The sequence below is a fragment of the Buttiauxella agrestis ATCC 33320 genome (assembly GCF_000735355.1).
GTDB classification, from domain to species: domain Bacteria; phylum Pseudomonadota; class Gammaproteobacteria; order Enterobacterales; family Enterobacteriaceae; genus Buttiauxella; species Buttiauxella agrestis.
Window position 1 is genome coordinate 73,091 of record NZ_JMPI01000023.1, and the last position, 24,811, is coordinate 97,901.

At 53.1% G+C, this 24,811-nt stretch carries 22 protein-coding genes; 12 read left to right on the forward strand and 10 right to left on the reverse strand.

Translation table 11 applies throughout. The annotated features are described in order from the left end of the window. Positions 1-2 precede the first annotated feature (2 nt). On the reverse strand, positions 3-809 hold the full coding sequence (gene xthA / locus GBAG_RS07635; RefSeq protein WP_034494745.1) for an exodeoxyribonuclease III: 807 nt from the start codon (positions 807-809) through the stop codon (positions 3-5). A gap of 506 nt (positions 810-1,315) precedes the next feature. Here xthA and GBAG_RS07640 point away from each other — a divergent pair. The 6 genes from GBAG_RS07640 (at position 1,316) to spy (ending at position 8,167) form a co-directional block, all read left to right on the forward strand. Further along, positions 1,316-2,536: an aspartate aminotransferase family protein gene (locus tag GBAG_RS07640; RefSeq protein ID WP_034494746.1), complete on the forward strand. Its 1,221-nt coding sequence runs from the start codon at positions 1,316-1,318 to the stop codon at positions 2,534-2,536. After that, on the forward strand, positions 2,533-3,567 hold the full coding sequence (gene astA / locus GBAG_RS07645; RefSeq protein ID WP_034494748.1) for an arginine N-succinyltransferase: 1,035 nt from the start codon (positions 2,533-2,535) through the stop codon (positions 3,565-3,567). Before GBAG_RS07640 ends, astA begins: the two co-directional genes overlap by 4 nt. Next, positions 3,564-5,036: a succinylglutamate-semialdehyde dehydrogenase gene (gene astD, locus GBAG_RS07650; RefSeq protein WP_034494751.1), complete on the forward strand. Its 1,473-nt coding sequence runs from the start codon at positions 3,564-3,566 to the stop codon at positions 5,034-5,036. The genes astA and astD overlap by 4 nt, the downstream gene beginning before the upstream one ends. A gap of 2 nt (positions 5,037-5,038) precedes the next feature. Then, entirely contained in the window at positions 5,039-6,367 is a 1,329-nt protein-coding gene (gene astB, locus GBAG_RS07655) for an N-succinylarginine dihydrolase (protein WP_034494753.1), read from the forward strand. 23 nt (positions 6,368-6,390) lie between these two features. Further along, positions 6,391-7,356, forward strand: a complete 966-nt coding sequence (gene astE / locus GBAG_RS07660; protein ID WP_034494755.1) for a succinylglutamate desuccinylase — start codon at positions 6,391-6,393, stop codon at positions 7,354-7,356. A gap of 322 nt (positions 7,357-7,678) precedes the next feature. Beyond that, complete coding sequence (gene spy, locus GBAG_RS07665) at positions 7,679-8,167, forward strand: ATP-independent periplasmic protein-refolding chaperone Spy (protein WP_034494758.1); 489 nt, start codon at positions 7,679-7,681, stop codon at positions 8,165-8,167. A gap of 213 nt (positions 8,168-8,380) precedes the next feature. Here spy and hutG read toward each other — a convergent pair whose 3' ends face one another. Both hutG and hutI read right to left on the reverse strand, forming a co-directional pair. After that, complete coding sequence (gene hutG / locus GBAG_RS07670) at positions 8,381-9,178, reverse strand: N-formylglutamate deformylase (RefSeq protein WP_034494760.1); 798 nt, start codon at positions 9,176-9,178, stop codon at positions 8,381-8,383. After that, positions 9,162-10,391 (reverse strand): imidazolonepropionase, encoded by a 1,230-nt coding sequence (gene hutI, locus GBAG_RS07675; protein WP_034494762.1) that lies wholly within the window; start codon positions 10,389-10,391, stop codon positions 9,162-9,164. Before hutI ends, hutG begins: the two co-directional genes overlap by 17 nt. Positions 10,392-10,596: 205 nt before the next feature. On the opposite strand from hutI, the gene GBAG_RS07680 reads away from it, so the two are divergent. Together GBAG_RS07680 and ves are read left to right on the forward strand one after the other, a co-directional pair. Then, positions 10,597-11,961 carry a formimidoylglutamate deiminase gene (locus tag GBAG_RS07680; protein WP_034494764.1) on the forward strand — a complete coding sequence of 455 codons (1,365 nt, stop codon included), beginning with the start codon at positions 10,597-10,599 and terminating at the stop codon, positions 11,959-11,961. Continuing rightward, positions 11,961-12,506, forward strand: a complete 546-nt coding sequence (ves, locus tag GBAG_RS07685; RefSeq protein ID WP_034494766.1) for an environmental stress-induced protein Ves — start codon at positions 11,961-11,963, stop codon at positions 12,504-12,506. The genes GBAG_RS07680 and ves overlap by 1 nt, the downstream gene beginning before the upstream one ends. On the opposite strand, the gene hutC is transcribed toward ves, so the two are convergent. Then, positions 12,493-13,239: a histidine utilization transcriptional repressor HutC gene (gene hutC, locus GBAG_RS07690; RefSeq protein ID WP_034494768.1), complete on the reverse strand. Its 747-nt coding sequence runs from the start codon at positions 13,237-13,239 to the stop codon at positions 12,493-12,495. The two genes, ves and hutC, sit on opposite strands and share 14 nt — an antisense overlap. 160 nt (positions 13,240-13,399) lie before the next feature. Between hutC and hutH the strand changes: the two genes are divergently transcribed. Both hutH and hutU read left to right on the forward strand, forming a co-directional pair. Beyond that, entirely contained in the window at positions 13,400-14,944 is a 1,545-nt protein-coding gene (gene hutH / locus GBAG_RS07695) for a histidine ammonia-lyase (protein WP_034494769.1), read from the forward strand. A gap of 17 nt (positions 14,945-14,961) precedes the next feature. Continuing rightward, the gene (hutU, locus tag GBAG_RS07700) at positions 14,962-16,647 is read left to right on the forward strand and encodes a urocanate hydratase (protein WP_034494771.1); all 1,686 of its coding nucleotides are present in this window, start codon (positions 14,962-14,964) and stop codon (positions 16,645-16,647) included. Positions 16,648-16,651: 4 nt separating this feature from the next. Here the strand turns inward: hutU and yddG are convergent, their stop codons facing one another. Continuing rightward, positions 16,652-17,542: an aromatic amino acid DMT transporter YddG gene (yddG, locus tag GBAG_RS07705; protein ID WP_034494773.1), complete on the reverse strand. Its 891-nt coding sequence runs from the start codon at positions 17,540-17,542 to the stop codon at positions 16,652-16,654. A 114-nt stretch (positions 17,543-17,656) separates the two neighbouring features. Beyond that, entirely contained in the window at positions 17,657-18,481 is an 825-nt protein-coding gene (gene nadE / locus GBAG_RS07710) for an ammonia-dependent NAD(+) synthetase (RefSeq protein WP_034494775.1), read from the reverse strand. Positions 18,482-18,757: 276 nt separating this feature from the next. Here nadE and osmE point away from each other — a divergent pair, with 276 nt between their 5' ends. Next, a complete protein-coding gene (gene osmE / locus GBAG_RS07715) occupies positions 18,758-19,096 on the forward strand; it encodes an osmotically-inducible lipoprotein OsmE (protein ID WP_034494777.1) in 339 nt (112 codons plus the stop codon). Positions 19,097-19,148: 52 nt separating this feature from the next. Here the strand turns inward: osmE and katE are convergent, their stop codons facing one another. Further along, positions 19,149-21,407 (reverse strand): catalase HPII, encoded by a 2,259-nt coding sequence (katE, locus tag GBAG_RS07720; protein ID WP_034494778.1) that lies wholly within the window; start codon positions 21,405-21,407, stop codon positions 19,149-19,151. Positions 21,408-21,564: 157 nt separating this feature from the next. On the opposite strand from katE, the gene cedA reads away from it, so the two are divergent. After that, complete coding sequence (gene cedA, locus GBAG_RS07725; RefSeq protein ID WP_034494779.1) at positions 21,565-21,804, forward strand: cell division activator CedA; 240 nt, start codon at positions 21,565-21,567, stop codon at positions 21,802-21,804. Positions 21,805-21,840: 36 nt separating this feature from the next. Here the strand turns inward: cedA and GBAG_RS07730 are convergent, their stop codons facing one another. The 3 genes from GBAG_RS07730 to GBAG_RS07740 form a co-directional block, all read right to left on the reverse strand. Beyond that, positions 21,841-22,527 carry a tetratricopeptide repeat protein gene (locus GBAG_RS07730; RefSeq protein WP_034494780.1) on the reverse strand — a complete coding sequence of 229 codons (687 nt, stop codon included), beginning with the start codon at positions 22,525-22,527 and terminating at the stop codon, positions 21,841-21,843. 130 nt (positions 22,528-22,657) lie between these two features. Further along, a complete protein-coding gene (locus GBAG_RS07735; protein WP_034494781.1) occupies positions 22,658-24,049 on the reverse strand; it encodes an L-cystine transporter in 1,392 nt (463 codons plus the stop codon). 132 nt (positions 24,050-24,181) lie between these two features. Continuing rightward, positions 24,182-24,772, reverse strand: a complete 591-nt coding sequence (locus tag GBAG_RS07740) for a metal-dependent hydrolase (protein WP_034494782.1) — start codon at positions 24,770-24,772, stop codon at positions 24,182-24,184. Positions 24,773-24,811 lie beyond the last annotated feature (39 nt).

Consider the following 24,811-nt stretch of genomic DNA (forward strand, 5'->3'; position numbering starts at 1 on the left):
CCTTATAGCTTAAATTCAGCCCACACCGGCGCATGGTCGGATGGCTTTTCCATGCTACGAATATCGTAATCAATGCCGGTTGCAACACAGCGTTCAGCCAGCGGTTGGCTTGCCAGCAGCAAATCTATGCGCAGGCCACGGTTGTCATCAAAACCTTTCGAGCGGTAATCAAACCACGAGAACTTGTCTTGCGCTTCAGGATTTGCGTGGCGGAAAGTATCGACCAGGCCCCAGCTAATCAGGCGGTCCATCCATTCACGTTCTTCCGGCAGGAAGGAACATTTACCGGTACGCAACCAGCGTTTGCGGTTGTCTTCGCCAATGCCAATATCCAGGTCGGTCGGGCTGATGTTCACATCACCCATAATCAGCACCGGATTATCTTTCTTCAGCTCGGTATCCAGGTAGTTTTGCAGATCTTGGTAGAACTTCATTTTGGCCGGGAACTTGGTCGGATGGTCGCGGCTTTCACCCTGCGGGAAGTAACCGTTTATCACCGTCAGATTGCCTAATGGGGAAGGAATTTCCGCCATGATAATACGGCGTTGAGCTTCTTCATCGTCGCCAGGGAAACCACGACGCACGGAAATTGGCGTCTCTTTGGTGAGCAACGCCACACCGTAATGGCCTTTCTGACCGTGATAAAAGACGTTGTAACCCAGCTTTGCAACCTCTTCGAGCGGGAACATGTCATCGTGGACTTTTGTTTCCTGCAAACCGATAACGTCAGGTTGATGCTGTTCAACAATGGCTTGAAGTTGGTGCGGACGGGCGCGCAGGCCGTTGATATTAAAAGAGACGAATTTCATAAGTCGCTGCCGTGGTGACGAGTCAATGTTGCAGGATGTTAGCAGAAAATGGCAAAAATGCCGAGGGATCACCGCTTTGTAGAGGGGATAAGCGCCAGCTTCATCCACCATAACCGCTGCTTTTTCGGTTGACGCTACGCTTAACCGACCTACGAGAATGACGTTCGTTCACATACAAAATCCGCACCAAAATAAGTCACGCCGCCCCGTTTTGGGGCGTAATAGCCGTGCAAACCCCATCATCGATCACAAATCCAGTATTAAATTTTACAGTTGCATAATATTTCTTGTTTTCGTGCGGCGATCCATACGGCACCATAAAACTATGCACTATCTATTCACTTTAAGTGAATATGCCTGGTTTGTAACTCCTTGATTTTCCTTTAGCAACCCTCCGCTATGCATTTATATCGCTGGCTGGCACGAAGCGTGCAATCTACATTTACAGCGCAAACACTCAATTATTTAACATATAAATAACTTTTTATTTACCCGGAGAGGTCTTTATGTCGCAGTCAATTACCCGCCAAAATTTCGACGAATGGATGATGCCCGTTTATGCCCCAGCTTCTTTTATTCCTGTGCGCGGTGAAGGGTCGACATTGTGGGACCAGCAAGGCAAAGACTATATCGATTTCGCCGGGGGTATTGCGGTCAACGCGCTGGGCCACGCCAACCCTGATTTACGCAAAGCGTTAGAAGAGCAGGCGGCAAAATTCTGGCATACCGGCAACGGCTACACCAACGAGCCGATTCTGCGCCTGGCAAAACAACTGATCGATGCCACTTTTGCCGACAAAGTATTCTTCTGTAACTCGGGAGCGGAAGCCAACGAAGTAGCGCTGAAGCTGGCACGCAAATACGCCCACGATAATTTTGGCCCGAACAAAAGTGGCATCGTTGCATTCAAAAATGCGTTTCACGGTCGCACGCTGTTTACTGTTTCGGCAGGCGGACAACCGGCTTATTCGCAGGATTTTGCGCCGCTGCCGCCGCAAATTAGCCATGCCATTTATAACGATCTGCAATCTGCCAGCGAACTGATCAACGAAAATACCTGCGCGGTGATTGTGGAGCCGATGCAGGGCGAAGGCGGCGTGGTACCCGCCGATCCTACTTTCCTGCAAGGTTTGCGCGAGCTTTGCGACCGCCATAACGCGGTACTGATTTTCGATGAAGTGCAAACTGGTGTCGGCCGCACCGGTGAGCTTTACGCTTATATGCACTATGGCATCACGCCGGATGTGCTTTCTACCGCTAAAGCGTTGGGCGGTGGCTTCCCGATTGGTGCGATGCTGACTACCGATAAGTTCTCAAAAGTGATGGTAGTCGGCACTCACGGCACGACGTACGGCGGTAACCCGTTAGCAGGAGCCGTTGCCGGGCGCGTGATGGAAATCATTAACACCCCAGAAGTGCTCAACGGTGTTAAGCAGCGCCACGCGTGGTTTGTAGAGCGTTTAAACAAAATTAATCAGAAGCATCAGTTGTTCAGCGAAGTGCGCGGTTTGGGGTTGTTAATTGGCTGTGTACTCCAACCGGAATACAGCGGAAAAGCTAAACTTATTTTACAGGCTGCGGCTCAGGAAGGCTTGATGATGCTTATCGCCGGGGCAAATGTGGTCCGTTTCGCACCGGCATTAATTGTCAGTGAAGCCGAAGTGCAAAAAGGGCTGGATCGTTTTGAGCGCGCCTGTGAACGCTTTTTAGCGGGAGAGCAATCATGATGATTATCCGTCCGGTTGAGCGCGGTGATTTATCCGGGCTGCTGGCGTTGGCGGGTAAAACGGGCGGCGGGTTGACCTCGCTGCCTGCGGATGAAAAAACGCTGTCGGCACGTATCGAACGCTCCATTCAAACCTGGCAGGGCGACCTGCCAGAAGGCGACCTGGGTTATGTGTTTGTGCTGGAAGATTCCACGACAGAACGCGTCGTCGGCATTTGCGCCATTGAAGTGGCGGTGGGCTTAAACGACCCCTGGTACAACTATCACGTTGGCACCCATGTTCATGCCTCCAAAGAGCTGAACATTTACAACGCGTTACCGACACTGTTCCTTAGCCACGATCACACTGGCAGCAGCGAACTTTGCACGCTTTTCCTTGATGCCGACTGGCGCAAAGAAGGCAACGGCTACCTGCTTTCCAAATCACGCTTTCTCTTTATGGCGGCGTTTCGCGACCGCTTTAATGAAAAAGTGGTCGCTGAGATGCGTGGCGTGATTGACGAACACGGTCATTCGCCATTCTGGGAAAGCCTCGGCAATCGCTTTTTCTCAATGGAATTTAGCCGTGCCGATTACCTGTGCGGTACCGGTCAGAAAGCGTTTATCGCGGAACTGATGCCGAAGCATCCGATTTATACCGATTTCCTGTCTGCCGAGGCGCGGGCGGTGATTGGCAAAGTCCATCCGCAAACTGCGCCTGCGCGTGCGGTTCTTGAAGCCGAAGGTTTCCGCTACCGTAATTACGTCGATATTTTCGACGGCGGCCCAACGCTTGAATGTGATATCGACCGCGTGCGTGCGATCCGAAAAAGCCGCCTCGTTGAAGTGGTGATTGGGCAACCGGCAACCGAAGAGTTACCTATGTGCCTGGTCGCCAACGAAAAATACAACAATTTCCGCGCCATGTTGATTAAGGCGAACCCAAAAGGCGACCGGCTGATTATTGATGCCAAAACCGCTGATGCCCTGAAATGCAGCACTGGCGATAACGTCCGTCTGGTGCGTTTGTGCCCCGAGGAGAAAAAAGTATGACTCAGTGGATTAATGGACAATGGCTTTCGGGCCTGGGCGAAACGCTGCAAAAGCACAATCCGGTGAATGGTGATTTGCTGTGGGAAGGGGCGGCGGCAAATGAGCCGCAAGTTGAGCAAGCGTGTCAGGCGGCGCGTGCCGCATTTCCGGCCTGGGCGAAACGCCCGTTTGCCGAGCGTCAGGCTATCGTTGAAAAATTTGCCACCTTGCTCGAAGCCAACAAAGAGTCGCTGACGGTGACGATTTCCCAGGAAACCGGCAAACCACGCTGGGAGGCGGCGACCGAAATCACCGCGATGATCAATAAAATCGCCATTTCGATTAAGGCTTACCACACCCGTACCGGCGAAACGCACACCGAAATGCCGGATGGTGCGGCCACGTTGCGCCATCGTCCACACGGTGTGTTAGCGGTATTTGGCCCGTATAACTTCCCCGGACATCTGCCAAACGGGCATATTGTTCCGGGGTTGCTGGCAGGTAACACGCTGGTGTTTAAACCGAGCGAACTGACGCCGCTGATTGGCGAGCAAGTGATGAAATTGTGGGAGCAGGCGGGTGTTCCCGCAGGCGTGCTGAATCTGGTGCAGGGCGGACGTGAAACGGGCCAGGCTCTGGCACAGCAGCCGACACTTGATGGCCTGTTATTTACCGGTAGTGCAAACACCGGCTACCAGCTACATCGCCAGTTTGCCGGCCAGCCGGAGAAAATTCTGGCACTGGAGATGGGCGGCAACAACCCGCTGATTGTGGAAGAACCGCAGGATATTGATGGCGCGGTGCATCTGGTGATTCAGTCGGCATTTGTGACTGCGGGGCAGCGCTGTACCTGTGCGCGTCGCTTGCTGGTAAAACGCGGTGCGCAGGGCGATGCATTTTTACAACGGCTGGTGGAAGTGGCGGGGCGTATTCGCCCGGCTGCGTGGGATGCAACACCGCAGCCGTTTATCGGCGGGTTAATTTCGGTCCAGGCCGCAGAACGCGTGCTGACCGGCTGGCAGGAGCATATCGCCCGCGGCGGGAAAGCATTGCTTGAACCCAAACTGGTCAAAGCGGGAACGTCGTTGCTGACGCCAGGTATTGTCGAATTAACCGGCGTGGCAAACGTACCGGACGAAGAAATCTTCGGGCCGCTGCTGACGGTTTATCGTTATAGCGATTTTGATGAAGCCATCAGCATGGCAAACGACACCCGCTACGGCCTGGCAAGCGGGCTGATTTCTCCGCATCGCGAGCAATTCGACCAGTTGTTACTCGAAGCCCGCGCCGGGATTGTGAACTGGAATAAACCGCTAACGGGTGCTTCGAGTGCGGCTCCGTTTGGTGGCGTCGGCGCATCCGGCAACCATCGCGCCAGTGCGTGGTACGCGGCAGACTATTGCGCGTGGCCGATGGCGACGCTTGAAAGTCCGTCCTTCCCGCTGCCTGCGACCCTGAGTCCGGGGCTTGATTTCAGCCGTGAGGAATAGCCATGAAAGCGCGTGAAGTTAACTTTGATGGACTGGTGGGGTTAACCCACCATTACGCCGGGCTTTCTTTCGGTAACGAAGCGTCGACTAAGCACCAGTTCCGCGTCTCGAACCCTAAGCTTGCCGCTAAACAAGGCTTGCTGAAAATGAAAGCGCTGGCAGATGCCGGTTTCGCGCAGGGGGTTATCCCTCCGCAAGAGCGGCCTAATGTTCCTCTGCTGCGCCAGTTAGGTTTCAGTGGAACGGATGCGCAAGTTATTGAGCGTGTCGCCAAAGATGCACCGCAGCTTTTGTCGGCTGTCAGTTCGGCTTCTTCTATGTGGGTGGCTAATGCCGCGACCGTTTGCCCATCGGCAGACAGTCTGGATGGCAAAGTGCATTTCTCGGTGGCGAATCTGAACAACAAATTCCACCGCGCCAGTGAAGCGCCAACCACTGAAAACACATTGCGAGCCATCTTCCGTAACGAGCAGTATTTTTCTGTTCACGGCGCATTGCCGCAGGTCGCTATGTTTGGTGACGAAGGGGCGGCGAACCATAACCGTCTGGGCGGAGCCTATGGCGAGCCGTCGACACAACTGTTTGTTTATGGGCGTGAAGAAGCCAAAGCCGGGCTCGTTCCGGCGCGCTACCCGGCACGTCAGACATTAGAAGCAAGCCAGGCGGTAGCGCGACTCAACCAGGTCAAACCTGATTTACTGGTGTTCGCGCAACAAAACCCGATGGTTATCGACCAGGGCGTATTCCACAACGACGTGATTGCGGTTTCCAACCGCCAGGTGCTGTTCTGCCACGAACAGGCGTTCCTGCATCAGCACGCGCTTTACGAGCAGTTACGTGAAAGAGTGCCTGGTTTTACCGCCATTGAAGTGCCAGCGGATAAAGTGAGTGTGGCTGATGCGGTCGGAACGTATTTATTTAACAGTCAGTTACTGAGCCGTGAAGATGGTAGTATGACGCTTATCTTGCCCGAAGAGTCACGCCAACACGCGGGCGTGTGGCGTTATCTCAATGAGGTTCTGGCGGCGGATAACCCGATTAGCGATTTGCAGGTCTTCGACCTGCGCGAAAGCATGGCTAACGGCGGCGGCCCGGCGTGTTTACGTCTGCGTGTGGTTCTCAATGATGCAGAACTCAAAGCGGTAAACCCGGCGGTGATGATGAACGACAAGTTGTTTATCACCCTCAACAACTGGGTCGATCGCTGGTATCGCGACCAGTTAACTCAGGCTGATTTAGCTGACCCTCAACTGTTGCGTGAAGGGCGCGAAGCACTCGACGAACTGACGCGTATACTAGACTTAGGTTTTGTTTATCCGTTTCAGCACTAATTTCAGTCCTAACCGGAGGCTCAATGTTGGATTTTTTGGCGCAAACCCTGGCGGGTAAAGTGCCAACGCAGACCGCAGGAAAAAACACTCACCTACGTTGGCAGTGGTGGGATGAGGGGATTTGGGCATTGACTCCGCATCAATCTGTGGAAAAGACGCTGGTGTTGTCGGCGGGTATCCACGGCAACGAAACTGCGCCAGTAGAAATACTCGCCCAGCTCGTTGATAGTCTTCTCGCGGGTGAGCTGGCGTTGCAATGGCGGTTGCTGGTGGTTCTGGGTAATCCAGAGGCATTGCGCAGCAACCAGCGTTACCAACACAGCGACATGAACCGCATGTTCGGCGGGGGCTGGCAGCAGTTCCCGGAAAGCATTGAAACCCAGCGCGCCTGTCGCCTTGAACACGCGCTGGATTTGTTCCTCGCCCAAAGCGAAGAGACCATTTGCTGGCATCTCGATATGCACACCGCCATTCGTAGCTCATACCATCCACGTTTTGGGGTGTTACCTTCACGCACCACGCCGTACGATGAGGCGTTTCTCTCGTGGTTGGGTTGCGCGGGGTTACAGGCACTGGTGTTCCACCAGTCACCGGGCGGGACTTTCACTCATTTCAGCAGTGAGCATTTCAATGCGTTGAGCTGCACGCTGGAATTGGGCAAGGCGCAACCCTTTGGTGAAAATGATCTCAGCCAGTTTGAACAAACCAAACAGGCGTTGCAGGCTTTGCTGAGTGGTGAAACTCCGCCAGCGGCGGAAGGTGAACCGCTACGCTATAAAGTGGCGCAACAGATCACTCGCCTCAGCGATGACTTTGTGTTGCACATGTCGGCGAAAACGCAGAACTTCACCGCGTTTCCTAAAGACACATTACTGGCAGAAGATGGCGACACGCGTTACGTGGTGAAAGAAGATATTGAATATGTATTATTCCCTAATCCTCATGTAGCGGTGGGATTACGTGCTGGATTAATGCTACGCGAACTTTAATAAGCATCGGCCTCAGTAATGGGGCCGGAAAATAATCACCGGTCAAACAACAATATACAGATAAATCTTAATAGATGCTTTCTTCGACATTCCAGTTACTATACACTCTCTTCATAATTCCTTTAAAATCATCGCCTTGTTATATTCTGTTGCAATTCAGCGACGTTTTATCCTTATTCTCTTCATAATTGCCGCAATTTTGTTTTTTATCCTTTCAATGCTTTACCGATGCGCACTATTACTTGACGCACAACCCCGTAAACTTAATTTCGTCAACGCGGCAGACCTTGTCGTAATAGAAATCAGAACAGGAATAAACAATATGCGTAAATTAACAGCTCTCTTTGTTGCTTCAACTCTGGCTCTGGGCGCGGCGAACCTGGCTCATGCAGCTGACACCACCACGACCACGGCGGCAAAAACCGATGCGCCGATGATGCACCATAAAGGTATGCGTGGCGGCCATCACGATATGATGTTCAAAGATTTGAATTTGACGGATGCGCAGAAACAGCAAGTGCGCGACATCATGAAAGACCAGCGCGGCAAAATGGAGCGTCCTTCAGTAGAAGAACGTCGTGCGGCACATAATATTATCGCCAGCGACAGCTTCGACAAAGCGAAAGCTCAGGCGCAAGTCGACAAAATGGCCGAGCAAAACAAAACTCGTATGATGGCTCATATGGAAACTCAGAATAAAATCTACAACATTCTGACGCCTGAGCAGAAAAAACAATTTAATGCCAATTTTGAGAAGCGTCTGACAGAACGTCCTCAGCATGAAGGTAAAATGCCTGCTGATCAGGAATAACTGATCGACTGACTTAAGACCGCCGGTTTTGTCCACAATCGCTTTATTGCAGTGGACAGAACCGGCGGTTTTCTTTTTACCCGTCATACTTCGAGCTGCAGGTGTGTTGGCTGCAACTCGAGTTATTTAGGGTAAAATGTTGTTGATGTTGGGTTGTGTAGGGTGGATAAGCGCAGCGTCATCCACCATTTACGTCATCCACCGTTTTGAATCTCAGGCAATCTGCTGGGCGCTACTCAACATCGAACGAATAAACTGTTCAAGCAGCGGTTGCAGTTTTTCTGCTCGCTCTGCCCGCCATGCAAACGGCGGTTGCTCATCCATATAATTACACTGCGCAAGTTCTAACTGCACCGCGTGAACGCCTTGCGACGGTTGCCCGTAAGCGCGGGTGATATACCCACCTTTAAAGCGCCCGTTTGCCACCCAGCTAAACTGGTTTTGCGAGGCTGCACAGGCCACCAGATGTTCTTCAATCAGCTCATCGCAACTTTTACCGCCGTTGGTGCCGAAATTCAGATCCGGTAATTTGCCGTCGAATAGACGCGGAATATGGCTGGCGATGGAATGTGCATCGAACAAAAGCGCGTAGCCGTGTTCGGCTTTCATTCTCTCCAGCTCGCTCTGCAATTGCTGATGGTACGGCTGCCAGATAGTGTCCAGCGCAGCTTTACGCTGCTGCGTATTAGGTTCTTTGCCGGGAATAAAAACGGCTGTGCCATCGAACAAGGTTTCGGGATACAGGCCAGTGGTCGCCGTGGTATAGAGCGGTTTATCATCGGCGGGGCGGTTAAGGTCGATAACCATCCGCGAATAATTACCGACAATCACACTCGCGCCGAGTGCCTGGGCAAATTCATATAGCTTCGGGATATGCCAGTCGGTATCCGGCAATGGGCGGGCCGCATCGCTCAGGGCCGACTCAACTTCTGGCGTTAATGCGGTGCCTGCGTGAGGGATGCTGACCAATAGCGGCAGTTTCCCACGGCTGAAATTAAAAGGTGCTGTCACGTTTCTCTCCCTGATAAATCACGGTGCAGGGCAATTGCCCCCCTAACCAATAGACCAGTTCAGCCGGACGTGCCACAGGCCAGTGCACAAAGTTGGCAACTTTCCCGCATTCAAGACTGCCGTGGCTTTCTCGAATTCCCAGCGCCTGTGCCGCGTGAAGCGTCACGCCCGCCAGCGCTTCTTCTGGCGTCAGGCCAAACAACGTACACGCCATATTCAGCATTAATCGCAGCGAAAGTACCGGGGACGTGCCAGGGTTTGCGTCACTGGCGACGGCCATCGGCACGCCATGTTCGCGGAACGCAGCGACCGGCGGCTGCTGTTTTTCGCGCAACAGATAAAACGCCCCCGGTAGCAGAACGGCCACCGTATTCGCTGCGGCCATCGCTTGTGCATCGGCATTGGTGGCGTACTCAAGATGATCGGCAGATAACGCCTGGAAACGTGCCGCCAGGCTGCTACCCGCCAGCGCGGAGAGTTGTTCGGCATGGAGTTTGACCGGCAATCCCAAACCGCGAGCAGCAGCAAAAACTTTTTCAGTTTGTGCCGGACTGAAAGCCAGATGTTCGCAAAAGGCATCAACCGCATCGGCCAGTTTTTCTTGCGCCACACGAGGGAGTAACTGCTCGCAAACCACATCGACCCACTTATCGCCATCGCCGCTAAATTCTGGCGGTATGGCGTGCGCGGCCAGGCAGGTGGCATACACTTCAACCGGAAGCGTTTCTCCGAGTTGACGAATCACACGCAGCATTTTGATTTCGTTGTCGATATCCAGGCCATAGCCCGATTTAATTTCGACGGTGGTCACGCCTTCTTTTAACAAGTGTTGCAGGCGCTGATGTGCGGAGTTCAGCAGCTCGTTTTCGTCAGCTTCCCGCGTGTGGCGAACGGTGGAAATAATCCCGCCGCCCTGTGCCGCTATTTCCGCGTAGCTCATACCGTTTAAGCGCATTTCAAATTCAGCGCTGCGATCGCCGCCAAAAACTAAATGCGTATGACAATCGATAAAGCCTGGCGTCACGATTCCGCCGTCAAAATGGTGATGTTCAGCGGCGGTGATTTCAGGAAGCTGCGCCCGCGCACCGAGCCAGACGATCTTCCCCTGATGCACCGCGATAACGCCATCTTCAATCAAGTGGTAAAGACCGTCTTTCATCGTGACCAGGGTTGCGCCACTCCACAGGCTGTCGCAGGCGCGAGGATAAGTCATGACATTCTCCACATCAGGTTGTATAGACAATTGACTACAAGCTAGCGCAGCATGATGAGTTGAGCAACCTGGTTGCCGCTAAAGCAGCAGGCAACCCCGCGTTTTGTAGTCCGTCACACAATTTTTTAGCAAACGACGGATTTGGTTTGCGTCGGCACGAAATAATCGCTAAATCATTGGCATCGCAAAAGAAGGAATCAAATCTATGCCAGCATTTTTTGCACCAGTTGTCATGCTCCCGCAAGGCTGGGGACACAATGTGCGCATTACCGTCAATGAACAAGGGACGATAACTCATGTTGAGGCTGGCGCTACAAGCGAGGAGGCCACGCTGCTTCCCGGTGTAGTGATTCCTTCTATCTCGAATTTGCATTCGCATGCTTTCCAGCGGGTGATGGCGGGGCTGACGGAGGTCGCGGGCAATCCGCAAGACAGCTTCTGGACGTGGCGCGATGTGATGTATCGCATGGTGCAAAAACTGTCGCCTGAACAAGTTGGCGCTATTGCCACACGCTTGTATATCGACATGCTCAAGGGCGGCTATACCCAGGTTGCAGAATTTCATTATTTGCATCATGACGTTAACGGAAAACCGTATGCATCTGGCGATTTGATGCTACAGCAACTGCTGCTTGCTGCCGATAACAGTGGGATAGGGCAAACATTGTTGCCTGTGCTCTATAGCCATGCGGGATTTGGCGCACAGCCTCCTGCCGTCGGGCAGAAAAGATTTATTCAGGATGTCGACCGTTACTTGCGCCAGCAACAAGCGCTGGGCAATGCGCTGCGTCGCTATCCGTTGATTAATCATGGCCTGTGTTTCCACTCATTAAGAGCGGTGACGCAGGAGCAAATGGAAGATGTGCTGGAAGCCAGCGACTACCGAATGCCGGTGCATATCCATATTGCCGAGCAGGAAAAAGAGGTCGATGACTGCCTTGCCTGGAGTGGCGAGCGCCCGGTTGAGTGGCTGTATAACCGCTTTGCAGTGGATGACCGTTGGTGCCTGGTTCACGCTACGCATTTGTCGCCGGAAGAGTTAACCCAAATTGTTGAGAGCCGCTCCGTGGCGGGGTTGTGTCCCACTACCGAAGCGAATCTCGGTGACGGTATTTTCCCGGCCACGAATTTCATTGCGCAGGGCGGGCACTGGGGGATTGGCTCCGACAGCCATGTTTCGGTGAATGCGCTCGAAGAGCTGCGTTGGCTCGAGTACGCGCAGCGTCTGCGTGACAAACGCCGCAATCGGATCGTGCTGCCAGAATTGCCGCAGGTGGGTGAAGTGTTATGGCGACAGGCGGCAGTGGGGGGCGCGCAAGCGTGCGGCGTCACTATGGGCATGATAGCGCCGGGGCAACGTGCCGACTGGCTGGTGCTCGAGCGTGATTCCTGGCTTGCGCACATAGAAGATTATGCGTTGCTCAACCGCTGGATATTTGGTGGGAGCCGTGAACAAATCAGAGACGTGTGGGTTGCCGGGAAGCAGGTAATCAGCGACAGGCAGCACCCGCTCGATGAACAAAGCAACACACAGTTTGCGCAGGTGATGCGCACCCTTCAGGAGTGGTGATGGAATTTTTTGATATACGGAAAGTGCCCGTCAGTTTGTGGCGTAACGGGGCTGGAGAAACCCGCGAAATTTGCTGCTTTCCACCCGCAACGCGTGATTTTAACTGGCGTGCCAGTATCGCTTCGATCGCCAGTAGCGGTGAGTTTTCTGCGTTCCCACAGGTTGACCGCGTCATCACTTTGCTCGAAGGGGGCGAAGTGGTGCTGGATGCAGGAAAGGCGTTTCGCCATACTCTGAAACACTTCCAGCCGTTTGCTTTTGCCGGTGATTACACGGTAAAAGCCGAGCTGAAACAGGGGATGTCGATGGATTTTAATATCATGACGCACCGTGACCGTTGCCGCGCCAAAGTGCGTGTGGCGGACCGCTCGTTTACCACTTTCGCGCCACGCGGCGGCATTGTGTACGTGCTAAGTGGCGAGTGGCAACTGGGTGACAAACTGCTCAAGGCGGAGCAGGGCGCGTGGTGGCAAGATGGCCGCCACACTTTGCGCTTGCTGAAATCGGAAGGGAAACTGCTGTTTAGTGAAATCACTTACCTGTAAAACTGCCTACCAACTGATAACGTGAGCCTGGATACAACAGCCGGGCCACCGTCACCACCTGAGAATGATGCCAGGTGCGGCGCTGAATCAACAGACAAGGCTGGCTAGCGGTCACTTCAAGCAATCCTTGTTGCGTTTCGTCGGCGAGCACCGCTTCCACAACATGTTCACCTGAGGTTAACGGCGCAACTTTGCTCAGGTAGTGGTGCGGCGTGAACAGGCGAAAATCCTGGTGAAGATAATCAGCAGCGAGCGCCGGATTGACGTAGCGTGTTTCCAGTTGCACCGCCATATCGTTATCGTAATGAACCAGTTGCGAGTAAAACAGCGGCTCGCCGATGTTAATTGAAAAAGCATGCGCCAGCTTTTCATCCGCGTTGACTTGCTCAAGGGCAACCACCTGGTTGCGATAATGATGGCCACGGGCGGTAATTTCTTCGGCAATGCTGCCCACTTCCAGCATAGCGGTATGGCCTTTTTGCTCGGCGACAAATGTTCCGACCCCCTGCATTCGCACCAGCCAGCCTTCCCCCGTCAGTTCCCGCAACGCACGGTTAATCGTCATTCTGCTGACATTAAGCGCATTAACCAATTCAGTTTCCGAAGGCACTCGCTGGTGGGCAACCCAGTTACCGCTGCGTATCTGGGTGATAATTCCCTGCTTCACCCGCAAATAAATGGGCGCGGGTAAATCACTGATGGCGGCGCGTAATTGGGCGAGAGTCTCAGACATTAGCGGTTCCTTGATTATTTCATTTTGCGGTGAAAGCGCGATCCCGCTCACTGTTCAATAAAAATTACCTATGACGTGCTGGCGGTCATTTGGGTTTATTAGTTAGGTTGTCTATACAACTCTATACGTTCATACGAATTGATGCCATCAGGATGTCGCTATGTCCCTGCAAAAAAAGCTGTGCTGTCTCACTCCAGGGCGTGTAACGCTCGCCACGCTGCGTGAAATCTACCATGGAACCGTCACTCTGAGCCTTGATTCGCAGGCTGTTGAGGCAGTCGCTAAGTCACAAAAAACCGTTGAGGATATCGTGAATCACGGCGATGTGGTTTACGGCATTAACACGGGTTTTGGCAAACTGGCGCAAACCACGATTGCAAAAGAGCATCTCGCTGAGTTGCAACGCAATCTGGTGCTTTCCCATAGCGTCGGCCTTGGGCAACCTCTGCCGGATGATGTTGTGCGCCTGGTGATGGCGAGCAAAATCATCAGTCTCGCCCGTGGTCATTCTGGCGTGCGTATGAAGGTTATCGACAGTTTGCTGACCTTGTTCAACGCGGGCGTGATGCCGGTGATCCCTGAAAAAGGGTCTGTGGGTGCCTCGGGTGATTTAGCGCCGCTGGCGCATCTTTCTCTGATGCTGCTGGGCGAAGGCAACGTGCGTATCAACGGCGAAGAACTGCCTGCGATTGCCGGGCTGAAAATTGCCGGTGTCGAGCCATTAGTGCTCGGGCCAAAAGAAGGGCTGGCGTTGCTCAACGGCACCCAGGTTTCTACTGCACTGGCGCTGCGCGGTTTGTTTGAAGGCGAGAAAGTCTTTGGTGCTGGGCTAGTGGCGGGCGCGTTATCCCTTGAAGCCATCAAAGGCTCGGTGAAACCGTTCGACGCCCGTATTCATGAAGCGCGCGGGCAAACCGGGCAAATTGACGTCGCGGCAGCGGTCAGAGCGTTGCTGGACGGCAGCGAGATCGTCGATTCCCATCAGCACTGTGGGCGCGTGCAAGACCCGTATTCGATTCGCTGCGTGCCGCAAGTGATGGGCGCATGTCTCGATAACCTGCGCCACGCGGCTCGCGTGCTGCAAATTGAAGCCAACGCTGCATCCGATAACCCGCTGGTGTTTAGCGAAACGGGCGAGGTGATTTCTGGTGGTAATTTCCATGCTGAACCCGTCGCGTTCGCCGCAGATATTATCGCGCTGGCGGTGGCAGAAATTGGTGCGATTTCCGAGCGCCGCCTGGCGTTGTTGTTGGATACCGGACTTTCTGGCCTGCCGCCATTCCTGGTGAAAGAGGGCGGGATTAACTCAGGCTTTATGATTGCCCAGGTCACTGCCGCCGCTCTGGCGTCTGAAAACAAATCGCTGGCGCATCCTGGCAGCGTTGACAGCCTGCCAACGTCGGCAAACCAGGAAGATCACGTTTCGATGGCGACCTACGCGGCTCGCCGCCTCGGTGATATGTGCTTCAACACCTCCGCAGTGGTGGGAATTGAAGCGATGGCGGCAGCTCAGGGGATTGAATTTTCACGCCCGCTGCGCAGTTCACCGCTTATGGAACAGGTATTCAGCGGCGTGCGCGAACGCGTGGCATTCCTCGATAAAGACCGTTTACTGGCACCCGATATTGAAAGCATGCGCCAGTGGGGTGCCAGCGGCGAACTGCCTGCGGTGATTACTCAACTCTTTCCTTCTACATCGGCGTGACGCCGGGAGCCACTACAATGACTGAATCTGTAAAACAGGCGGTAGCCCGCACGGTACGCGCTCCACATGGCACCACACTGCACTGCGAAAACTGGTTGATCGAAGCGGCCTACCGCATGATCCAAAACAACCTCGATCCGGATGTCGCCGAGCGCCCGGAGGATCTGGTGGTGTACGGCGGGATCGGCAAAGCGGCGCGTAACTGGGAATGCTTCGAGCAGATCCTTGCCTCGCTGCGCACGCTTAAAGCCGATGAAACACTGCTGGTGCAATCCGGTAAACCGGTGGGTATTTTCCGCACCCACGCGGATGCGCCGAGGGTATTGATTGCCAACTCAAACCTCGTGCCGCATTGGGCTAACTGGGATCATTTCCATGAGCTGGATAAAGCGGGGCTGATGATGTACGGCCAGATGACCGCCGGCTCGTGGATTTATATCGGCGCGCAGGGCATTGTGCAGGGGACGTTTGAAACCTTTGCCGAAGCAGGCCGCCAGCATTACGGCGGTGATTTACGCGGCAAATGGATTCTGACTGCGGGCCTGGGCGGAATGGGCGGCGCACAGTCGCTGGCGGGTGTTCTGGCCGGGGCTTCTGTCTTAGCTATCGAGTGCCAGGAGTCGCGTATTGATTTCCGCCTGCGTACCCGTTATCTGGATTATAAAGCGACGAATCTGGATGAAGCCCTGGCGATGATTGAGCAAGCTAATGCGGAGAAAAAAGCCATCTCTGTGGGCCTGCTGGGTAACGCGGCAGAAATTTTGCCTGAACTGGTCAAACGCGCCAAAGCGGGTGGGATCAAGCCTGATATCGTGACCGACCAAACATCGGCACACGATCCGGTCAACGGTTATTTGCCGTTGGGCTGGACGGTGGATCGCTGGCAGAGTGAAAGATCCGCGCAACCTAAAACGGTAGAAAAAGCGGCGCGTGAATCAATGGCCGTACACGTTCGTGCGATGCTTGATTTCTGGGAAATGGGCGTCCCGACGGTGGATTATGGCAATAATATTCGCCAGGTGGCTTTCGATGAAGGCGTGGAAAATGCCTTTGATTTCCCCGGCTTCGTTCCGGCCTATATTCGCCCGCTGTTCTGCGAAGGCAAAGGGCCATTCCGCTGGGTGGCGCTGTCGGGCGATGTGGAAGATATTGCGAAAACCGACGCCAAACTGAAAGAGTTATTCCCGGATAACCAGAATTTGCATCGTTGGCTGGATATGGCGCAAGAACGCATTGCTTTCCAGGGATTACCGGCGCGTATTTGCTGGCTGGGTCTGGGAGAGCGCCATCTTGCAGGGCTGGCGTTTAACGAAATGGTACGCAACGGCGAGCTGAAAGCGCCAGTGGTTATCGGACGCGATCATCTGGATTGTGGTTCGGTGGCATCACCAAACCGTGAAACGGAATCCATGAAAGATGGTTCTGATGCGGTTTCCGACTGGCCATTGCTAAACGCACTGTTAAATACCGCAGGCGGTGCCACCTGGGTGAGTTTGCATCACGGTGGCGGCGTGGGGATGGGCTTCTCACAACATGCCGGAGTGGTGATTGTGGCCGATGGCACACCGGAAGCGGACGTGCGTTTGGGGCGCGTATTGTGGAATGACCCGGCAACTGGCGTGATGCGCCACGCCGATGCGGGTTATGAGAGCGCCATTGAATGCGCGCAGCAGCATGATCTTGAACTACCGATGGTGAAATAACGCCTTAACTGTAACGGCGGGTCGCTAACCAGCATAACAATGACCCGCCGACGACCATCATCACCCCTTGCCAGAATCCCCAGCCTGGATGCAAACCTAACCACAAACTCGCCATTAACGCCGAAAGCACCGGCGTGAAATACGATGCTGTAGCCAGCAACGTCATATTCCCGCGTTGAATGCCGTGGTTCCAGGCCGAATAGGCTATTGCCGTGGAAGCCCCCATAAACAGCAGTTGCAGCGTTGCAGGCAGCGTAAAGTGAATCGGCGCTTCGCTCACGAAGGCAAATTTTACCCACAGCACAGCGGCGGTGGCGCAGAAAAACAGTGAAACGCCGTTCTTACCGTCGCTCCAGCGGCGCGTAATATTGCAGTACAGTGCCCAAATGAGTGCTGCGGCAAACGCCAGGCCGTAAGCCAGTGGGTTATCGAGAATGTTGTGCCACATTTGCAGCGGCGACCAGTCACCGTCGCCTTTCATCACCTGAACGATACCCGCAAGCGAAAGTGCAAGCCCCGGCCATAACCACAAGCTGCTACGTTGCTGGTTGATAAATAACGCCAGTAAGATAGTCAGACTCGGCCACAGGTAATTAATCATCCCGAGTTCTAAAGACTGCGTGCGGGTGTGTGCCAGGCCAATCGCTAAGGCGAGGAAAATTTCATAAGTGACAAATAATGCGCCGCCAATCCATAAATATCGCTGAGGGATTTCACGGACTTTGGGTAAGCCGCGAGCCAGGCACAGGCAAATGGCGCTGACGGTATAAATCAGCGCCGCGCCGCCAACCGGGCCAAAATGTTCGCTGATACTTCGCAGTAAACCAACCGAGGTACTCCAGAGGAGAATAGCCAGCAGGCCAAAGGCCGTGGCGCGTTTTACAGAGGTGTCCATGTATTTCCAGAGAGGTATTGTCGGATGACGCTTTGCTTATCCGACCTACACGCGAGAACGGGTTTTCGTAGGTCGGATAAGCGAAGCGCCATCCGACGCTATTTACAGAAAAAGTTATTTCCAGAAATCATCAAACACAGTGATCGGCGTGCGACGTTTGTGTTCGGTTTTCAGATACCAGCCTTCAATGATTTTGCTGGTGCCTTCATCAAGCGTTTTGCCTTCAAGGTAATCATCAATCTGCTCGTAAGTCACACCCAGTGCGGCTTCGTCCGGCAGGGAAGGGCGATCGTCTTCGAGGTCAGCCGTCGGCGCTTTCTGGTATAAATGCTCCGGGCAGCCCAGGGTTTTAAGCAACGCTTTACCCTGACGTTTATTCAGACGGAAGATTGGGTTGATATCAGTGCCACCATCGCCGTATTTGGTGAAGAAACCTGTTACCGCTTCTGCGCCATGGTCGGTCCCGACCACCACGCCTTTGGTCATTCCGGCAATGCTGTATTGCGCTTTCATTCGCTCGCGGGCTTTTTCGTTGCCGCGAATAAAATCGCTCAGTTCAATACCCGCTTCGCGCAGCGCTTGTTCGCTCGCAAGCACAGCACCTTTGATGTTCACGGTTAATACGCGGTCGGGCTGGATAAAGGTGATGGCGTCCTGACAATCTTGCTCATCGGCCTGCACGCCAAACGGCAAGCGCACCGCAATGAACTGGTAGCTCTCGTCACCGGTTTCTTCGCGCAGTTCGCTGATGGCGGTCTGGCACAGTTTGCCGGTCAAGGTTGAATCTTGACCGCCGCTGATGCCCAGCACCAGAGATTTAATAAAGGGATATTTTTTCAGATAGGTCTTCAAAAAATCGACGCTGACACGAATTTCTTGTGCAGGATCGATCTGCGGTTTAACCCCTAGTGCCTGGATAATCTCTTGTTGCAGAGCCATTTAAACCCTCCGGTTACCGTTTACCTGCACGTGCAGGCAGCAAAAGCTATTTTTGTTAAAACTACCCTTTTGTCGTTGAAACGACAAGGCTCATGCCGTTGCGATGGAATCATTTGGTGTTATTTAACTCTATTTGACACCATTTAGCGCTAACATGGTGTTTTGTATAATAATCCTAAAATTTGTTCATTTGGTCTGCTTAGTTGATAAAACCTCTTTTATATTCCAGGCTTATCTAACACGCATGAGCAATACCCTGAAAAACGAGGATAAAATATGAACAAGACTTTTGCAGGAATTTTAGGTGCAGCAGCGGTGATGACTATGCTTGCGGGTTGTACGGCCTATGACCGCACAAAAGATCAGGTCGCGACGCCAGTCGTGAAAGATGTGAAAAAAGGCATGAGCCGTGAGCAAGTGCAGCAGGTTGCCGGTAAGCCTTCTTCTGAAGTGACCATGATTCACGCGCGCGGAACTTGCCAGACGTATATTCTTGGCCAGCGCGATGGCAAAACAGAAACTTATTTCGTCGCACTTGATGACACCGGGCATGTGATGAATTCGGGTTATCAGACTTGTGCTGAATACGATACCGATCCGCAGACTAAGAAATAATTCCCGCTATTTCTGAAAAAGCCGTCACTGATGTGACGGCTTTTTTTATGGCTTATGCCGGGATATGAGCGATTTTGTTATGCCGTGACCAGACGCGGTGGGCGGCTAAAGATTTCAGGAAATCATCGGTAAATGATTTTGTGACGGTGTCACCTTCTACAACACCTTCTTCACCCTGCGCATCAATCGCCAGTTTAGATTTGAACTGGCGGGCATCCCCTGCGAGACCAATCACTTTTAAGTGCTTATAGGCTTCGAGTAAATAGTAAGCCGCATCACCATTATCGAGAATTGAACTCAGGTCGCCTCCCGGCACAATGACCGCATCGACTGTGACCGAAGGTGAACCCGCAAAGGTTGCGCCGATGGGCAATAGAGAACCATCATCAGCAGCCACTTCACCCATACGGGCAAACAGCAATTTGGTGTGCACGCCCTCGCTTTTTAACGCTTTCATGGCCGCCAGCACATCCGCTGCATTCGCTTTTTCACTGAGCAAAATCGCTACTACACGGCCTTTTACGGAACCACTCGGCACCGCATACAGGCTGAGGCTCGGGTCTTTCTTTAATCCGTTGACGTCTTTCGGCGGTGCGACATGCATTTGCTCGTGTGACAGTTCGATGCCCAGGTTTTCCGCAACCGGCTGAGCGAGGGAAATATCTATACGCGTGAGGTGATCGAGCACGCGTTCACGAATATAGGGTCTGGCGACCTTGGATAATTCAAAGCTAAACGCGCTGATAATATGCTGTTGTTCAACAGGCGTCTGGCTTTGCCAGAACAGGCGAGGATGGGAGTAATATTCGCCAAACGATGGACTGCGCTCACGGATTTTATGCCCTTCAACGCGCGTCTGGTAGCTTTCGAAACCTCCGCGTTTCGGGCCAGGAGGCGTTTCACGCGGCCAGTTATCGTTAATTGAATTCGGCTCGTAGTTTGCCGGATTACTGTCGATATCCATGCGGTGCATGCCGTCACGCTGGAAGTTGTGATACGGGCAGGTTGGACGGTTAATCGGGATTTCGTGGAAGTTTGGCCCACCCAGACGGCTGATTTGTGTATCGGTGTAGGAGAACAAGCGCCCCTGCAACAGCGGGTCATTACTGAAATCGAGTCCAGGAACAATATGGCCCGGATGGAACGCCGCCTGTTCGTTTTCGGCAAAGAAATTATCCGGGTTGCGATTGAGCGTCATTTTGCCCACCAGGTGAACCGGGACCAGTTCTTCAGGGATCAGTTTAGTGGGGTCCAACAGGTCAAAGTCATACTTGAATTCGTCTTCTTCTGGAATTAATTGCAGCCCCAGTTCGTATTCCGGGAAATCGCCAGCCTCGATAGATTCCCAGAGATCGCGACGGTGGAAGTCCGGGTCACGGCCCGTGAGTTTTTGCGATTCATCCCAGATAAGAGAGGCTTTACCGGCGGTCGGTTTCCAGTGGAAGCGCACGAATGTGGCTTTGCCCTCGGCGTTAATCATGCGGAAGGTGTGGATCCCAAAACCTTCCATGGTGCGATAACTGCGCGGTAAGCCACGGTCAGACATCGCCCAGATGACGTTATGCAATGTTTCGGGTTGTAGTGAAACATAATCCCAGAAGGTGTCGTGGGCGCTCCCGCCTTGCGGGATAGCCCAGTGCGGCTCGGGTTTAACGGCATGGACAAAATCCGGGAATTTATGCGCGTCCTGAATGAAAAACACCGGCGTGTTGTTACCAACTAAATCGAAAATCCCTTCTTCGGTGTAGAACTTGGTGGCAAACCCACGGATATCACGCACGGTATCGGCGGAGCCAGCGCCGCCCTGGACGGTAGAAAATCGAACGAATACCGGGGTGATTTTGTCAGGGTCGGATAAGAAATCGGCTTTGGTGACATCCGATAAATTTTTATACGGCTGGAAATAGCCGTGGGCGGCTGAACCGCGGGCGTGAACGATACGCTCGGGAATACGCTCATGGTCAAAATGGGTGATTTTTTCCCGCAGGATAAAATCTTCCAGAAGCGTAGGCCCACGCGTACCTGCGCGCAGTGAATTTTGGTCGTCGGCGATGCGCACGCCCTGGTTGGTGGTGAGCGGGAAGTTTTCACCGTCTTTGCGATGCACATCGAGCGATTTCAGCTTTTCATTGGACGTGTCCGGGCTTTTGAAACTCCCCGCAGCGGTCGGCTGGGCACCGGGTGGCGTGGGTTCTGCGGAAGGGCGGTGTGAGCCGTCTTCGGGTGCCAGCGAATCCATTCCGGGTTTTGATTCATTGGCGTCATGTATCGGGGCATTGTGGCTAAGCGGATGTTTATCGTTCGTCGACATTGAACACTTCTCCTGATTTAGTCTTGTTATAAAGATGCTTGGTATGATCAAAACATCTTTAACTATAGGACAAGGTCATCTCAACGCGAGACGAGAAGGGCAGTTCTCCGCTATCATAGTGAAGTTGTTCATCAATTTAGTTTTGATTCCATTGCCTATGAAACCTTTGCGCCAACCGAATACTCGTCCCGTTATTACGTATCAACCGCGTGTTGAACCCGTGCCGCCAGCCCATGCCTGGCGTGTAGAAGGATTTAAGGATGTGTGGATGCTACGCAATCGCTATGTGGCATTTGTGCTGGTGGGGAACGCGTTCCGCCAGTCACCGCCATTTACCTTACCAGAGGCGGCTCAACGTTGGGCGATGCAAGTCAGACATGAAAACGAGATTTCCTGAGGGATTATCGGATTTGCTATTGCAGTAATGGCGGGGTTACCCGCCGTTACTGATTGCCTCAAACTCTTCACAGCCGGTATCAAAACCTTCCGTACAGCTCAGGTTTAGCCACTGCAATGCGCGTTGCTTATTGGCAGCAATAAACCCTTTCTCACCGTTTAAAAACAACATGCCTGCCCAGTATTCGGCATAACCGGTGCGGGAGAGTGCCGAGCTGCGCTTGAACCAGAATGTGGCTTGCTCATCGTCCTGGGCAATGCCCACGCCATTGGCATAAAGCAAACCTAAGAACATCTGAGCATCCACTGCGGAGTCACTTTCAAGGTCCTGCGATGCGCTTTCCAGCAGTTTTATGGCGGCAGGGTAATCAGGTTTACCGGCTTGTGTGTTTACCAGAAGGCGTGCGAGCGTGACTTCGCCGGTTTTGCTGCCCCGTTGTACTGCCTGCTCAGCTAATGATTTAGCCTGTTGGTAATCCGCCGTTGCCGGGTTATGAATTTTTAGCTGTGCCAGAAGGGCGAGAGCATCAGCATCGCCTTGCGCCGCAGATTTTGCAGCCCAGTCTTCAGCCTGCTGGTATTCGCCTGCGCTAAAAAGGGTATCGGCAAGATAGAACTGAGCGCGGCTATCGCCTGCTTGCGCCTGCTTTAAATAGGGGCTGTCGGGCGTTTCGGCCCAGGCGGTTGATAAACAAAAGAACATCAGAATGCACAATCGTTTCATGAAAGAAATTCCGTAGGCGGCAATTGGGTTTGGCTCCCTATGCGGGCGCTCTAAGTTATAAATAAAAAAACGGCCCCCTGTTTCGGGAGCCGTTTGATTGTCGCAGATTCTGCGGTGATTTAGCTACTGGTTAGCGATGCGCCAGTTCTGCTTCTTCATCACTATTCATGACTTCTTTATCGGTTTGTTTCATCAACTGACTGGTGATAGTACCGGCAGTCATGGAGCCGCTGACGTTCAGGGCGGTACGGCCCATGTCGATAAGCGGTTCAACAGAAATCAGCAACGCGACCAATGTAACCGGCAAGCCCATCGCTGGCAGTACAATCAGCGCGGCGAAGGTTGCACCGCCGCCCACACCGGCAACGCCTGCGGAGCTAACGGTCACAATACCAACTAACGTTGCAATCCATACCGGATCCAGCGGGTTGATACCCACGGTAGGCGCTACCATGACTGCCAACATTGCCGGATACAGACCCGCACAACCGTTCTGACCGATGGTCGCACCAAAGGATGCAGCAAAGCTTGCGATAGATTCAGGAACACCCAGACGACGCGTTTGCGCTTCAACGTTTAATGGGATACTTGCAGCACTTGAGCGGCTGGTGAAGGCAAAGGTCAGCACTGGCCACACTTTACGGAAGTATTTCAGTGGGCTAACGCCATTTACCGCCAGCAGAATCGCATGTACACCAAACATGATCGCCAGGCCGAGGTAGGACGCGACCACGAAGCTGCCAAGTTTGATGATGTCTTGCAGGTTTGAACCGGCAACGACTTTGGTCATCAGGGCGAGCACGCCGTATGGTGTCAGTTGCATGACCAGACGAACCAGCTTCATCACCCAGCTTTGCAGCGTATCAATCGCCACCAGGACTCGTTCACCTTTCGGCGCGTCATCTTTCAGCAATTTCAGTGCAGCAACACCCAGGAAGGCGGCGAAAATCACCACGCTAATAATGGAAGTTGGATTCGCACCGGTCAGGTCAGCAAACGGGTTTTTCGGTACGAAGGACAGAATCAGCTGTGGCACATTCAGGTCGGCCACTTTGCCCACGTATGTGGTTTCGATGGCGCTCAGGCGCGCAGTTTCCGCAGTCCCTTGAACCAGGCCTTCAGCCGTCAAACCAAACAGGTTGGTGACTAACACGCCGACCAGCGCTGAAATCAGCGTGGTAAACAGCAAAGTGCCGATGGTCAGGAAACTGATTTTTCCCAAAGATGATGCGTTATGCAGACGTGCAACCGCGCTCAGAATTGAGGCGAACACTAATGGCATCACGATCATTTGCAGTAGTTGTACATAGCCGTTACCGACGATGTTGAACCATTGGATAGATTGCTTCAGTACTGGGCTGTCTTCGCCATAAATGGTGTGCAGTGCAAGGCCAAAGACCACACCAATCACTAAACCAAGCAGTACTTTCTTCGCCAGACTCCACTGTTTGTGGCGAGTTTGCGCCAGCAACAGCAGCAGAATAACGAACACGATAACGTTCGCTATAAGTGGAAAGTTCATCCCGTATCTCCTGAGTGTTTTACCAATAGATGGACTGTTTGCCATCTTTATTGGGTAAATCGTACCAGAAGCTCAGAACGAGTCTTATATTCAAAAGGAATTGATTATTACGTTTTGAGTTATTTCGCCTAATTATTGTTCCAGGTGGTTATTTAAAAAACTATTAAAGGTCATTTGCAGCGAAATTATCATATGTGATGACCAGCGCACTGCACTGTTATCGGGCACGCTTTGTGGCATCCATACAGCCAGCCCGAATAACACCATGCATAAGGCGCGTTCAAGCTGATTGCCTTTTTGCGGCCTGATTATCGGGAAACGAAAGCGCCAGCGGCATGGCCAGAGCAGTGGAACGCCAGCAGGGGTCAGCATGTCCGCCAGAATATGGCTTAAATAGCCCAATACCATGCCTTGCAGCGCATCGGCGGGGATCAGCCAGGTTTCAGGAACCTTGAGATAGAACAACGCAAGGCCTGCAAACACCGCGAACAAACTGTGTGTAAAACCACGATGGCCGCAGGCGCGGGCTATCGGTTTGGAAATCCAGGGTAAGCGTTGGCCGAGGAAGGACTTGGGATGGTCGATATCCGGTAGTAAACAGGTCAAAATTGCTGACGGCACAATATGCCACCAGTCGCCCTGAGCGAGCACTGGCGTGAGTTCAGCATTTTTAGCAAATACTGCACAGGCAATGGAAAAAAGAAGGTGGCCTTCCGCCGTCATGATACTACCTGGATGAAAACTGTCGATTCATACAGTATA